Source organism: Deinococcus gobiensis I-0 (genome assembly GCF_000252445.1).
Lineage (GTDB): Bacteria > Deinococcota > Deinococci > Deinococcales > Deinococcaceae > Deinococcus > Deinococcus gobiensis.
Genome location: NC_017791.1, coordinates 80,560 through 94,046 on the forward strand (window position 1 = coordinate 80,560; position 13,487 = coordinate 94,046).

At 60.3% G+C, this 13,487-nt stretch carries 12 protein-coding genes and 2 pseudogenes; 8 read left to right on the forward strand and 6 right to left on the reverse strand.

The genetic code is table 11. The features are described 5' to 3' along the window. Positions 1-100: 100 nt before the first annotated feature. From DGO_RS17370 to DGO_RS21335, 3 genes are all read left to right on the forward strand, one after another. Positions 101-1,354 carry a sensor histidine kinase gene (locus DGO_RS17370; protein ID WP_014686469.1) on the forward strand — a complete coding sequence of 418 codons (1,254 nt, stop codon included), beginning with the start codon at positions 101-103 and terminating at the stop codon, positions 1,352-1,354. 114 nt (positions 1,355-1,468) lie between these two features. Beyond that, positions 1,469-2,527: a chemotaxis protein CheB gene (locus DGO_RS17375; RefSeq protein WP_014686470.1), complete on the forward strand. Its 1,059-nt coding sequence runs from the start codon at positions 1,469-1,471 to the stop codon at positions 2,525-2,527. Positions 2,528-2,717: 190 nt separating this feature from the next. Next, positions 2,718-3,887: a diguanylate cyclase domain-containing protein gene (locus tag DGO_RS21335; RefSeq protein WP_014686471.1), complete on the forward strand. Its 1,170-nt coding sequence runs from the start codon at positions 2,718-2,720 to the stop codon at positions 3,885-3,887. Positions 3,888-3,972: 85 nt separating this feature from the next. Here the strand turns inward: DGO_RS21335 and DGO_RS17385 are convergent, their stop codons facing one another. The 5 genes from DGO_RS17385 to DGO_RS17400 form a co-directional block, all read right to left on the reverse strand. Then, positions 3,973-4,659 (reverse strand): IS3 family transposase, encoded by a 687-nt coding sequence (locus tag DGO_RS17385; RefSeq protein WP_145975475.1) that lies wholly within the window; start codon positions 4,657-4,659, stop codon positions 3,973-3,975. 254 nt (positions 4,660-4,913) lie between these two features. After that, the gene (locus DGO_RS17390) at positions 4,914-5,087 is read right to left on the reverse strand and encodes a transposase (RefSeq protein ID WP_014686474.1); all 174 of its coding nucleotides are present in this window, start codon (positions 5,085-5,087) and stop codon (positions 4,914-4,916) included. Positions 5,088-5,458: 371 nt separating this feature from the next. Beyond that, entirely contained in the window at positions 5,459-6,493 is a 1,035-nt protein-coding gene (locus DGO_RS21920) for a glycosyltransferase family 2 protein (RefSeq protein ID WP_014686475.1), read from the reverse strand. 405 nt (positions 6,494-6,898) lie between these two features. After that, the gene (locus DGO_RS17395; RefSeq protein WP_014686477.1) at positions 6,899-7,312 is read right to left on the reverse strand and encodes a hypothetical protein; all 414 of its coding nucleotides are present in this window, start codon (positions 7,310-7,312) and stop codon (positions 6,899-6,901) included. 121 nt (positions 7,313-7,433) lie between these two features. Then, on the reverse strand, positions 7,434-8,534 hold the full coding sequence (locus DGO_RS17400) for a transposase (RefSeq protein ID WP_420810585.1): 1,101 nt from the start codon (positions 8,532-8,534) through the stop codon (positions 7,434-7,436). A 186-nt stretch (positions 8,535-8,720) separates the two neighbouring features. On the opposite strand from DGO_RS17400, the pseudogene DGO_RS17405 reads away from it, so the two are divergent. From DGO_RS17405 to DGO_RS17420, 5 genes and pseudogenes are all read left to right on the forward strand, one after another. Then, a pseudogene (locus tag DGO_RS17405) lies at positions 8,721-9,020 on the forward strand (transposase family protein); the annotation flags it as partial. An 85-nt stretch (positions 9,021-9,105) separates the two neighbouring features. After that, positions 9,106-9,375 (forward strand): transposase, encoded by a 270-nt coding sequence (locus DGO_RS17410; RefSeq protein WP_014686480.1) that lies wholly within the window; start codon positions 9,106-9,108, stop codon positions 9,373-9,375. After that, positions 9,372-10,250 carry an IS3 family transposase gene (locus tag DGO_RS17415; RefSeq protein WP_043804552.1) on the forward strand — a complete coding sequence of 293 codons (879 nt, stop codon included), beginning with the start codon at positions 9,372-9,374 and terminating at the stop codon, positions 10,248-10,250. Before DGO_RS17410 ends, DGO_RS17415 begins: the two co-directional genes overlap by 4 nt. A gap of 119 nt (positions 10,251-10,369) precedes the next feature. Continuing rightward, positions 10,370-10,606 carry a transposase family protein gene (locus DGO_RS21930; RefSeq protein WP_083847408.1) on the forward strand — a complete coding sequence of 79 codons (237 nt, stop codon included), beginning with the start codon at positions 10,370-10,372 and terminating at the stop codon, positions 10,604-10,606. 418 nt (positions 10,607-11,024) lie between these two features. Continuing rightward, positions 11,025-11,960 (forward strand): alpha/beta hydrolase, encoded by a 936-nt coding sequence (locus tag DGO_RS17420; protein WP_169331044.1) that lies wholly within the window; start codon positions 11,025-11,027, stop codon positions 11,958-11,960. Positions 11,961-12,113: 153 nt separating this feature from the next. Here DGO_RS17420 and DGO_RS24435 read toward each other — a convergent pair. After that, positions 12,114-13,409: pseudogene (locus tag DGO_RS24435) on the reverse strand (IS701 family transposase). Between the last annotated feature and the right edge of the window lie 78 nt (positions 13,410-13,487).

Consider the following 13,487-nt stretch of genomic DNA (forward strand, 5'->3'; position numbering starts at 1 on the left):
ACTCCTCACACCCGACTATATGCCCTACTCTTCGCTTTCCTTCCCGGTGCCCCCAAGAGCATTCGGCCGCCAAGCTTCCACCGGCCCACTGAGGAGCCCCATGAACGATGTTGCTCAGCTGGAACAGCGCTTCGCCGCGCAGCAGCAGGACCTGCACGTTCATCAAGTCGAACTCGAGCAGCAGAACGAGGTGTTGCGTCAGACCAACATGGCGCTCGAGGAGGCCCGCAACCGTTACGCGGATCTGTTCGAGTTCGCGCCCGTCGGATACGTGGTCTGCGACAAGAGTGGGCTGATCGGGCAGATCAACGTGATTGGTTGTACCCAGCTCGGCGCGGCCCGCGGGCAACTCGTCGGTCGTCACTTCGCGCTGTTCGTGGAGGCCGACCAGCGGGCCGAGCTGGCCCTCTTTCTGGAGCGGGTCTTCCGTGGCCCGGGGGCGGACGGGCCGCCACACCTGGAGTTGCGTATGCTGCGGCAAGGCGGCCAGCGTTGGGACGCCCAGTTGGAATGCACCCTGCTGCGTGGGGAGGCCGCCCCACTGGCCCGGATGGTCCTGACCGACATCACGGCGCTTAAGGAGTTTCAGCGCAGCGCCGAGTGGCACGCCACGCAGGCCCAGTCCCTGCACGAGGAATTGCAGACCTTCTTGCGGTCGGTCACACATGACCTGAGTGCCCCACAGCGCCAGATCGAGGGCTTCACTGCCCTTCTGAGTCAGCACCTTCAGTCCATAGACCATTGCGTGGACCAGACCAGCGTTAGACTGTTGAGGAACCTGTCGCAGGCGGCTGTAGACCTGGGAGCGCTGACCACCTCGTTGATCGACTTCTATCACAGTGGTCAGCCGACGGAGCCGGCCCGCCCACTGAACCTGAACCACCTAGTCGAGACGGTGTTTCACGAATTGGAACCGCAGCGGCGGGGCCGACAGGTGGTGCTCACCCACGATCCGCTGCCCAGCCTGCTGGTGGACCACCGGAGCATGCACATGGTCCTGACGAAGCTGCTCTCGAACGCCGTCAAGTTCACTGGACCGCGCCCGGTGGCCCACATCCATGTAGGAGTACAATTCAGTGGGGAGCAGGTGCTGTTGAGCATCCGCGACAATGGCGTGGGCTTCGATCCCAAGCAGGAACAGCGTTTGTTTCGGGTCTTCGAACGGCTGCACAGCGAGCGCGATTTCCCAGGGCAGGGCCTGGGCCTGGCCCTAGTGCGGCGAATTGTGGAGCACTGGCAGGGCCAGGTCTGGGGCGAAGAGGTGGCCGGGGAGGGCGCGGTCTTCTGGGTGCAGGTGCCGGGCGCGATGAACGCGGCGCAACACGTCACCCCAGACCAATCACCCGCCGAATAGGTCAGGTCCCGCCTACTGCCCCCGTGCCTAACTGATCCGTCGTCACGGTGAACGTCCGCTCTGTCTTCAGGAACCCTAAGGCTTGGTCCTGCGGGCAGAGCGCACACTGCCCGCATGGAGACACAGCGGGTAATCGTGATTGGGACATCGGCGGGCGGGATGCAGCCGCTGCTTGAGCTCGCAGCTGGCCTGCCCGCTGACTTTCCGGCGGCGGTGTGTATCGTCATGCACATCCCGGCCTACATACCAAGTTTTCTGCCTAATATCCTAGGCCGCGCCGGGCCGCTCTCCGCCGTGCACCCGGCGAATGGCGATCCGATATTGCCGGGCCGGATCTATTGTGCGCCGCCCGATCAACACCTGCTGATCGAGAACGGGCGCCTCAACCTGACCCGGGGGCCCAAGGAAAACCGGATGCGGCCAGCCGTCGACACCCTGTTCCGCTCGGCGGCGTACAGCGCCGGCTCGAACGTGATCGGGGTGGTGCTGTCTGGCCTGCTAGACGACGGCACCTCCGGCCTCTGGGCTATCAAGCAGTTCGGCGGCACCACCGTGGTCCAAGACCCACGTGACGCTCAGTTCGACTCAATGCCGGCGAGTGCTCTGAATCAGGTCCAGATCGACCACGTGGTGACCGCGCGGCACCTTGCGGCCCTGCTGGTCCAGCTAGTCGCCGAGCCCGTGCAAGCTCCAAGGGAGGCCGGAATGAACGAACAGGTCCGGAAGCGGCTGATCACCGAGATCAGTATCGCCAGCGGCGGCCACGCTTTCAAGAAGGGCGTCATGACGTTCGGCAAGGTCACGCCGCAGACCTGTCCGGAGTGCGGCGGCGTGCTGGTGCAGATTCAGGAAGGGGGGTTCACGCGCTACCGCTGTCATACCGGGCATGCCTATACCGGCGACACCCTACTTGTCAGCGTGACGGAGGCCATCGAGGACAAACTGTGGGCCACCCTGCGGGCGCTGGAAGAAGCCAGCATGCTGTTGGAGAACACCGGCCAGGAGTTTGAGGCGGCCGGGAACGCCCGGCTGGCCGGGGAATACCGGCGCAGGGCCAAAGAGATGGAAGCCCGCAGCGCGCTCATTTTTGAGAACGTTGCTCGCAACCGGAGCCTGAGCGTTGAGCAACTGGAGTACGAGGCTAGTCAGAAGGAGTCGCCCCAGTCAGACTGACCCATCCGAAGCCCGAGCCAGCTGATGCAAGGCTTGGTAAGGCTCTGGGATACGGTTCTTGACCGAGTGCACATACTTTAGGTTGGTGTATCTAGTAATATGTCATACAGTTCAAGCTGGTTCGTGGTCTTGTATGTTGATCTGATCTCCCACTTTCTCTTCCTAGTTCCTAGCTCTTTTTGGAGGGGATATGACTGGTCCAGAGCTATACCCGATATCACAGGAACTGCGCGAAAAGGCTGAGCACCACGTGCGCTCCGCTTCGCCTCCCCCCCTTTGGGATGGCTGGCCTGTCACCGCTTTAACCCATGAACTCCAGGTTCACCGAGCCGAACTGGTCGCGCAGAACGAGGAGCTTCAAGCCACGGTCACGGCGTTGGAGTACGAGCACCGCCTCTATCACACACTCTATGAACACGCGCCGACGGCCTACTTCACCCTGAACAACCACGCGTATATCCAGAGCGTCAATCAGGCCGCAGAGCACTTGCTTGGCTTTGACCGTGGCCAGCTGCTTGACCGCCGCTTCTTGCAGTTCATCGTCCCGGAACACCGGGCAGAGTTCAGCCGCCTGCTCGAGACATTCCCACGTCCAAAGACAGCTGCCTCCGGGCAATTCAGTGTGATTCCCTGCGGCGGCGGGCGGCTGGAGGTGCAGGTGCAGGTTCTGACCCTACCCGATTCACCGCAGGACCAGCCCACCTTTTTGCTGACGCTGACGAATCTGACGCCGTTGCTCACAGCTCAGGAGACCATGCGCACGCTGAACGCCACGCTGGAAGACCGGGTGCGCGAGAGCACCCAGCATCTCCAGGTGCTGGCGGAACAGTTCAGGCATCAGGCGCGGCACGACGCCCTGACTGGCCTGCCTAACCGCGCCGCGTTTGAGGAAGCCCTGACACTGGCCTTGGGGGAGCTCCATACGCGCCGTGAGACGTTTGCAGTGCTGTTTTGCGACATCGACCGGTTCAAACAGATTAACGACAGCCTGGGCCATCCGGCCGGGGACCAGGTGCTCCAAGAACTGGCCCGCCGCCTGCGGACCGTCATCCGGCCCACTGACCACGTAGCGCGGCTGGGCGGCGACGAGTTTGCGGTCCTGCTGCATGGTGTAGCGGAGCAGTCGGTGGTTTCCCAGAGTGTCACCCGGCTGAAAGGAGCGTTGCAGGTCCCGTTCGCCATAGGCAGTCAGGAACTGTTGGTTCAGGTGGGCAGTGGGGTCTTGCTGGTCACGACTGAGTATCGCTCTTCGGAAGAAGTACTCAGGGACGTAGATTTAGCGCTGTACCAGGCCAAGCGAGGTGGGCTGGCGAACACACGCCTGTTCGAGCCGTCGATGCGGGGCAACTGCCAGGGGTAGCTGGAGCCGAAAGCTGATCTGCGCTGAGCCCTAATTGAGGGTGTCCCAATTGCGGTTCCAGCCGATTTGCAAATCTCAACGTACCTCAGCCCGCCTGTTGCAAGCGGGCAAATTCGTTCGGGGTCCGGCCACCAAGCGAGGTGTGGGGCCGGACGTCGTTGTCGTCCTGGCGCCAGGCTGTGAGGATGAGGCGAGCCTGATCCAGGCTCTGGAACCAGTGGAGATGGAGGCACTCGTCCCAGACCCGACCATTGAAACTCTCGATGTATGCGTTCTCCACAGGCTTTCCAGGCCGGATGAAGGTGTGCGTGATACCGCGGTCGTGGGTCCAGAGATCCAGAGCCTTCCCCGCGAACTCCGGGCCGTTGTCGGTGGTGATCGCTTGGGGTGCGCCCCGGAAGCGAACGACTGCCTCAAGGCGGCGGACGACATCATGGCCCGTAATGGAGGTGCCGACGTGCATCACCAGGCACTCCCGCGTGAAGTCGTCTACGACGTTCAACACGCGGAACCGCTGCCCGGAAGCCCGCTGATCAGCCATGAAGTCCAGACTCCACCGCTGATTGGGCGCAGAAACCTGCGGTTTCTGCTGACGCTCTCCGACGCTGAGCTTCCTGCGCTCCTTCTTCTGAACACCCAGCCCTTCTGCCCGATAGATCCGGTAAACACGTTTGTGACTCATGGTCTCACCTCCCCGATCCGGCATCAGGTGAATCCAGCGGTACCCGAATCGAGGCCGTTCCCGCGCCAGCACGCGGAGACGCTCAACCAGTTACTGGTCTTTTTCCCTTTTCGGGCTGTTCCGTCTGTGCGTGGTCCGGGAGAAGGCCAGCACCTGGCAGGCCCGACGTTCACTGACCGTGAACGAGTCCCGCAAGAGGGCGACCATCTGCTTCTTGAGGGGCGTTTGCGCCTGAAATGTCGTCCCAGGCGTTACCACTTTCGCCCCACCACCTCCCCCTGCATGGCATTGTCGAGCGACAGGTCGGCCACCAGCTTCTTGAGACGCTGATTTTCGGCTTCCAGCTAACGGAACTTGCGGGTCTCGTCTTCGGTCATACCGCCATACTTGGCTTTCCAGCGGTAGATCATGGTCATCGCGACTCTATGGAGTCGCGACAGATCGCCAATCGGGGTTCCGGCTGCAAGCTGCCCGAGAATCTCCAGGAGCTGTTGCTCCGTGTACCGTTTGCGTTTCATGTTTCTCCCAATCTGCTGCTTGATTTGCAATCAGACTGGCACCGGAAACAGGGACAAGGTCACAGGGGGCACTATTTACCGACATTACCGCGGAGTTCGCGTCGCATAACAACGCTTTGAACTGGCTACCGCACCCTCCTTGTCAACCCCTATTCGCGGTGAATACATCCTGAGTACCAGCGGCCCTTTTCAGTACATCTCCTGCAACAGTACTTGGCTCTATAGTGTTCGTGAGCCACAAGCGTCTGGAACGTGCGCTAAAGTTGGATCGTCAATGCTTCTAACGGGTTCAGATCAAGACCATACCTCTCTTCAACGAGTGGCAGGCAAAGCTTGGAATAGGCTTCAGATTTATCATGGGCTTGGATTTATCAGGCCATCTTGAAAAAAGGCATGTGGTCCCGAAGCCGCTGACGACTTTCCTGAGGTAGAAACCACATCATTAGAAACTGGAGCCAACGGGAGCCCCTCGTCCTGACTTGCTGCAGTTGTTGGCAAAGTTGCCAAAACGTTCCTGATGAGCGAGAGGTGTCATAGAGCGGAGCAATTTGGAGCACCACGAAGCCACTCTGTGCCGCTCTGGACAAGAGCGTCCGTCTATAATTCAGCCAAGTCCAGGCGTCCTCGACCGAAGCCCAAGAAGTATCAGACACCCGCCAGACGCAAAGAGGGTCTGGATGCATCGTAATTGATCGACCGTGCACCTCAACGGCTTCAAGAAGCCAGTCCCACTCGGGGTACCTTGGAACTGCTGGCCACGGTTGAACCAGTAAGACGCTACGCCGGATCAGAAGCGTCGACCATTGGAGGATGGCTTCACCGGAACCCAGGCCCTTCCGATCAAACAGGTAATCGCCAAGTAGATCTCCACCTTCATACAAGCGCCAAGGCCATACTTCGTCTCCTTGAGCTGTTCGGTGGACCAGGCGGCTACTGACAATGTCCGCGTAAGGCGTCCGGTTCCAGGTCAGTTGCTTGGCGAGTTTGTCTGGCATCCAAAGGTCGCGGTCATCAAGAAGTGCAACCCATTTACCGTGCGCCTGCTGAACTCCAGTATTTAAGGCTTGTGCAGCTGTCAGAGAAGAGGCCAATTCAAGCACTGCAAGCCGCACATCCTGTACGGCCTGCAGTGCTTTACGGGTTGTCTGATCCTCCCCTGCCGTCACCACAATGACTTCCAAGTCGGATAATGTTTGTCCTAGGGCACTACGCACCGCCTGGATGACCCACACTGGACCATGTCTCGCCAGAATGATTACGCTAACATGCATATTAAATCCACTCACCCGCTTTTCAGTACTCTGAAGATTCATTGACATTTTACCTGGATGTTTGGCTCTTGAACGTGAACATCCAGATGTTGTGTTCCAGACTTTGTGATCATGACCAAAAAAGAAGGTGTCCATGCAGTTCCTACCGTTAGACCAGGAAGGAGCCCAGCCGTCTTTCTAGAAGTTTTTGGGAAATGACCGCCACCTGTCACCGGTCCTGAGGCTCATCTTCAGAAAGTCCACCCGCCTGGACCCAGCTCCCGGGTAGGGTTCCCTTCATTTCTGGAGTGACCGCCTGGCGTAAGGCGCCCATCAACTGCGTCAGATGGTGGGCGGAGACAAGGACTGTGACACGGCCCTGCAAATACAGCGCATTGAAAGTGTGCATATTCGGATGCTCGATGTCCTGAAGACGTACTGTGAACTGCCGTCCCCCCTTTTCGAACGTCACTTGTCGACCACTGCCTGGCACCCATCGCAACTCTATGTTTGAGAGTTTAGGAATGTCTGCGGAGATAGGTATAGCGTCTCTCGGATGACTCATTGTTCTTTCCCAGGCTGTGTTAGAACGGGTTGATCCACACTGCATTCCCTCTGGAAGAACGTCTGCTCCGTGGCAATCAATTGACGGAGTTGCACAAGGCCCTGTTGAACAGCCGCAGGATCCAGATGGAAAAGAGAAATACTGAGCTGGCGGTGCCAAGCGCCAGCCCGCCAGGTATACCCCCGCGCTTTGGCCTGCTGCCGGATGGGGTAGGCCTCGCCGTGTATCGTCAGATTAAGCGTCATCATCGCACGTACGAGCACATAAGGCTTATGGGTCGGTATCTGGGGGAAGCGCCGCTGGAGGTCTGTGGTCAATCTGGTCAGCGAGAGACGCAAGTGCGTCGCCTGCTGGTCCAAGGCGCGTTGGGTGTAAAGAGAAGTCAAATCAACGGGAAGGGAAAAGGTCATGGTGCATCCTTGACAGAGATCCCTAGAAGAGGTCAGGGACCAGTGACTGCCGCTCATCGAGTGTTTCATGCGTCATCACGACTTGGGCATGGGTTGGCTCTACTTCCCTTGGGAGAACGCCTCAGCACCTGACACTTCGGGAAACGGATGTGCTGGCGGTTGGAAATGGCATCCCAAGAAGCCGCAGGCAGTCCCAGAAGTCATCGCCGCCCCACCGCGCCGCCTGAGTGAGAATCTGCCACCCGATCCGCGTCACACTGACGACTGCTCGCCCGCGGTTATTCAGCCGAGGGGCATGGGTCGCTGTCCGCTGCGCCCCCACCCGGGTCATCCAGGCCAGTGCGATACACAGCCGCCCAAAGAGCCGAGAGATTCGCGCTGGGGCCGTCATGTGCGTCGCCTCCAGATTCGGGCCACGAGATTTGAGCGAAGAACACGCAGATTCAATCGCCCACCTGAGCCGATAGGTGTTCAGCACGTCCAGCACGGGCAAATCCGACGCAACGATCACCCTGTCCCCTGTGGGGGACAGGGTGATCACCACATGCATCCAGCCCCCATACACCCATGTCCGCTCAAACAGGGTGCGCACCTCTCTTGGTTGAAGCGTCGTGAACAGGTCTCGCACCAGTTCGTCCGCGATCCTCGTGTTCTTCCGGAGGCGGATACATTGCCGAATGCGTTTCCAGCGCAGGAAGGCGCACCACGCGCGCCCCACGAACTCCCGATCGGCGATCACGACGGCCCACCGTCGAGCGGGCAGGACCTTGAGCAATCGCGCAACCAGCAGGATTCGCGCGGCGGTACAGCAGTTGCCTTGATGGGGCAGCATCGACCAGACGAGTGGGATCACTGCGCCCCCGAGGCGTGCGCCCAGCACGAGGATGTTCAGCGGCGTCTGGCCATCGTGCCAGGTCGTGCGGTCCATGATCAGAGTGAGCCTGACGTCGGGGAGCAAGGGAAGCAGGACGTCACAGACGTCCTGCGGAGTGAGTTGAGCGTCGTGGAAGACCCGGGCGACCGTCCGGGTCTTGGATTCCAGGGTTGCCGCTCTGGGGAGATGGAGTGCGATCTTGCGGTGGAGCGTCGATTCGGCCTGGAGCACCGCCAGGAGCACTTCTGCCAGCCGCTTCAGGGCGTCAACGCGGCGATGAGGGAGGTGGGTTTTCAGGTGGTCGGCCAGCGTGTCAGCATGCAGGCGGGCAGTATCGGCGCTCGTCACAGACTCAGATCCTGCCCCTTGTCATGCTGAACTGCGTTCAGGACGCGATTTTTGGCGAAGTGTCAGGTGCTGAGGAAGCAAGCACTGCCTGCTCCGCTCTGGGCCCGGACCCTGGACGGCCGCAAGGTCACCCCTGACGACGCGGGACCGCGTCGTCGCCTGCGCACCCTTGAAGACGTGCTGGACGTCTTCCCGGAGATTGCTGACCTCATCATCGACGGCACCGAACAACCCCGAGGGCAGCCCAAGAAGAACAAGGGCAGTAGCCCTGGCAAGAAGACCGTGGGTCGAGCCAAGGATCAGAAGAAGTTTTTCAGCACCAAGAAGGGGACGCATACCCTGAAGACCCAGGTCGCCGTCACTCCGGATGGGCAGGTCGTCCATCTCAGTGCGACCGCCCGCGGGCGCACCCACGATATGAAGGTCCAGGGGCAATCGAGACTCCTGCCACATCTGCCTCGGGGGACCAGGCTCTGGGGCGACCGATTGGTCTGCCCCCCGAAAACTGGTCGGGATGAAGTAGAGAGTCAGGCTCGCCCCCGCCAGCCGTAGGCTGGGAAGCGAGGCCCCCATGAAAAACCGGCAGTTCAGCGAAGATCAGATCATCAAGCTGCTCCAGGACGCCAAAAAGGGCGAGAAGCCAGTCGAGGACCTGTGCCGTGACTTCGGCTGCAGTCCGGCGTCCTTTTACGCCTGGAAGAAGAAGTACGGCGATATGGCGCCCGACGAAGCCAAACGGCTTCGTCGTCTGGAGAAGGAGAACGCCCGCCTCCTGAAAATTGTCGGGCAGCAGCGCTTGGAGATCGATGCCATGAAGGACGTGATCCAGAAAAAGCGGTGACGCCCGCCGAGAGACGGGCGGCAGCGAGGCAACTCGTTGCCGCCCAGGTCAAGCCCGAACGGGCTTGCCTCCTGGTGGGCATTCCCAGATCCACGTGGTACTACCGTCCGAAGCCGCGCCAGGATGGGGACTTCCAGCAGCGCATTCGCGAACTGGCCCTTATGCATCCCCGACGCGGGTACCGCTTCATTCACGCCCTCCTCGTCCAGGAGGGACATCGCGTCAACCGGAAGAAGGTCCGGCGCATCTGGCGCGAGGAGCACCTGACGGTCACGACCAGACGCCGACAGAAGATCCGCACTGGGGCGAGTGTTCCTATGCAGGCTGAGTTCCCGGATCACGTGTGGACGTACGACTTCCTCTTCGATCAGACCCTGGAGGGGACGACGTTGAAGATCCTGACGCTGACTGACGAGTTCACCCGTCAGTCCCTGGCGCTGCGGGTGGCGGAGTCCTTCACGTCCATGGACGTGAAGGACGTCCTGCACGAGGTCATTGCCACGCGTGGCGCGCCAGGATTCATTCGCAGCGACAACGGCCCGGAGTTCATCGCCCGCGACCTGGGGATCTGGCTGGCGGTTCAGGACGTTGGCACTCGGTTCATTCTGCCAGGGAAACCGTGGCAGAACGGCTTCGCTGAGAGTTTCCACTCTCGGTTGCGGGAGGAGTGTCTGAATCTGGAGGTGTTCTACTCGGCGCGGCACGCCGGTGTCGTTCTGGACAGCTATCGCAGCTTTTACAACGCCAGAAGACCGCATTCCTCGCTGGGCTACCGAACCCCTGACGATTATGCTCAGCAGGCCAGGGGGCGGCCTGCCGCCCCCCTTTGCGGACAGAGCACCGCAAATGTGGACGTCAGACCGTCCCCTGGGTAAGCAGGAAGAGCCCATGTTGTACCCTGCTCTTGAGCCGAGCCTCTACTCGAAACTGTCCAAACTTTGGGGCCAGCCCACGATGGTATACAGGCCTGGACAAACTCTGTCCTCAGCACGAAGTGATCGTCCCCCGGATGCGCCCCAAGGGTGGCCGGCTCAGTCCGGACGACCGCGATCTGAACCATCAGATCTCCAAAGTACGGATCACGGTGGAGGACGTCGTGTGCAAGATCAAAAAATTCCGTGTCTGTCGGGAGTTTTACCGCAATGATCCCCGGCACTATGGACAGTTCTGGGGCGGTGTGGCTGGCCTGGTGAATCTGCGCACGGTGAATCGAACTCCACAGTTCGCCTGACTCATCAGAACGCGGATGGGGAGCGGCTGGGCCGCTCCCCATTGCTTTGCCTTGCAACTGCGCAATCGGTCTTCAACCCTATTGGGCGGGGCGGTGTGAACCAACGCTCAGCAACCTACAGGTGAAGAAAAGGCGGATTGGCCTCGCCCAGACCTTATGAAATCGTTGTTCTATGGGTTTGCCATTACTGGCTATGGGGCGCCACCATGCCCGTCCGCTTTGGATCCTCCTGGGTTTGGGTTTGGTGGGGGGTGCGATTCTGAAGCTAGGATGGTATTTCGCCGACGCATTGGTTTGGGCACCTGTAGTTCGGCGACGCGTCCCTCGTACGCGTGTACTCAGTGTGATGGATCATGAACCACTTCCCCTCTTGCGGCTGACTCGGAACTCCGCCACCACCCGTCCTGGGGTGCTGGGATTGGAATGGGACGACCTGGAGGGCAAACGGCATTTTGCCCAACTCGGGCCCGTGGTCGAGCAGACCCGACATACACTCACCCGTACTGTGCAGTGGCAGGAGGCCACCCTACCTGTCGGCCAGTTGATCCGGCCCAGTACCGTCGGCCTTGGAACACCTGCGTCGCGCGGTCTGAAGTACGAGGATGTCTTGGTACCAGCCGAGCATGGCTTGATGCCGGCTTGGCTGGTTCCTGGCGGTCCAGACCATCAGGTGGCTGGCACTGACTGGGTCATTGTGACTCACGGATATAAGGGGCTCCGGCAAGATGCACTCCGCATCTTGCCTACCTTTACTGCACTGGGGCTCTCTAGCCTGACCATCACCTACCGTAATGCCCACGGCGCACCTCGCACTCGGCAGGGGGTCTATCGGCTTAGCGCAGAGGAGTGGCAGGACCTGGAGGCGGCCGTGCGGTATGCCCAGGAGCAGGGGGCACGCCGCCTGCTCCTGATGGGGTTCAGCATGGGGGGAGCGATCACGTTGGCCTTCTTGCGATACAGCCCTATGGCTCCGCATGTCCACGGTGTGATTCTGGATTCTCCACCACTAGAATGGCGGTCGCTCATCCGACATTACGCCCGCCGTTATCACCTGCTGCCTCTGGCAGGACTAGTGGAATGGCTAACCGTCATAAAGAGTGGGCAGGACTTCGATGCGGCTGACCATCACAGCGTAATGACGCAGTTTGAAACCCCAATGCTTCTCTTTCATGGAAGTGACGACCGGACCGTGCCGGTGGCACACGTGGAGCGTCTGGCACATGCCCGTCCCGATATCGTGGAGTACCACCGCATTGAGGGAGCAGAACATGTGCGGACCTGGAATATCGACCCCGCGGCGTACGAAGCGGTCCTCACTCTTTTCGTACGCCGCGTCTTACCCAATCAGGAGTAGACCTCAACATAGCATTAAAATAAGAATCCTTAAATGCCTGTATCTTGAAGGCTTAACCAAGGAGGAGTATCGGTAGAGCCAAGGTGAACGTTCCAAAGACAGTCTGATTTTCTTCACACTGATTTAGCAGGACTTTGTCACTTCTCTGCCGGCTTAGGGTGACGCTCCATGGACCCGTTCCCCACAATGTGGACACCGACCGAGCCGAACGTTTTCCAGCGTTCGGCTCGCTTCTCTCCGCGCTTTCGGCAACGTCAGGACCAGCGCCATAGCGCTGGTCGCCGCTCGAACGGTTTGCAAAAACAGCATGGCCAACATCACCAGCGTCACGTGATGCGTCAGACCCCGCCAGGACCGTCCTTCGAAGTGATCCAGTCCCAGCTCTTCCTTCGCTTGCGCGTGCAACGTCTCGCACGCCCAACGCGACTTGATATCCCGAACAATCTGCGCCTTGGACGTCCCGGCGGCATGGTTGGTCACGTGATACTTGAGCTCTCCACCGCGCCGTTTCTCCCCGACGATCCACACGATCTCGCCAGGAAAGTGACGCCCCCGTCCATCTTCGACCCCATCCGCAATCCGGGCGCGCACCACGAGCCAGCGGGCCTTCCTGCCGCCCCTCACCGTGTGCCAGCGATGTGGTGGGAAGGCGTGCAGCACGTCCCGGATGGGACGTGCCGGTTCGCTGGGAACGCCATGCTTCCGTGGACGTCCCGCGTTCTTGGTCTGGAGTGGTGCGGCAGCGACCGTGACGTGCTCACCGAAGACTTTCTGGTGGCCCACGACGCCGACCGCCTAGGTGAGGCCCCGTGCGGTCAGGGCCTGGCGGAACGTTTTGCTGATGCCGTACCCCGCATCAGCCAGCACGACCCGGAAGGTCGTGCCTTGCGCCAGCACACGGTCGAGTTCTTCCAGTGCCAGGTCGCTCTTGGAACGGTAGGTATGCAGGTGTTCAGGAACGCCGGCTTCGAAGCAGCGTTCTGGATCCGCTGTCCAGCTCTTGGGCAGAAACAATCGCATGCTCAGTGGCGCAAAGATGCGCCCGTCGGCCAATGTGAGCGTCACGAGCGACTGACAGTTGGAGAGCTTCCCGAGCGCACCGCAGTATTGGTGGGCGACGCCAACACTATGATCCCCACTCTTGGGGAGCGCGGTGTCATCGATGATGAGCACGCCCTTCTTCCCCCCACAGAGGGACTGGGCACGCGTGGCCAGGAGGTGGTCCAGGGCATCCGTAGTCCAGGGGCTAACGTTCAGAAAATGGTGGAGACGTTGATAGGGCAATCCGACATGTTCAGCGATGGGTTCGGTGCTTTTGCGTTCCAGCGGGGCCAAGAGACCTCGGATGTACCTGGGCAGGCAGGTCCGTTGTTTGGGATGGTTGAGGGTTTTCAGACAGGGAGACAGAAAGTCGGAAAAAGACCGCTGCCAGTTGCGGGGCACAGGCATGTCCAGAGCATTGACCATGACGACAAGGGGCGGCTCTCAGCCGCCCCAGAGTGACAAAGTCCTGTTAGGGCGTGTTCT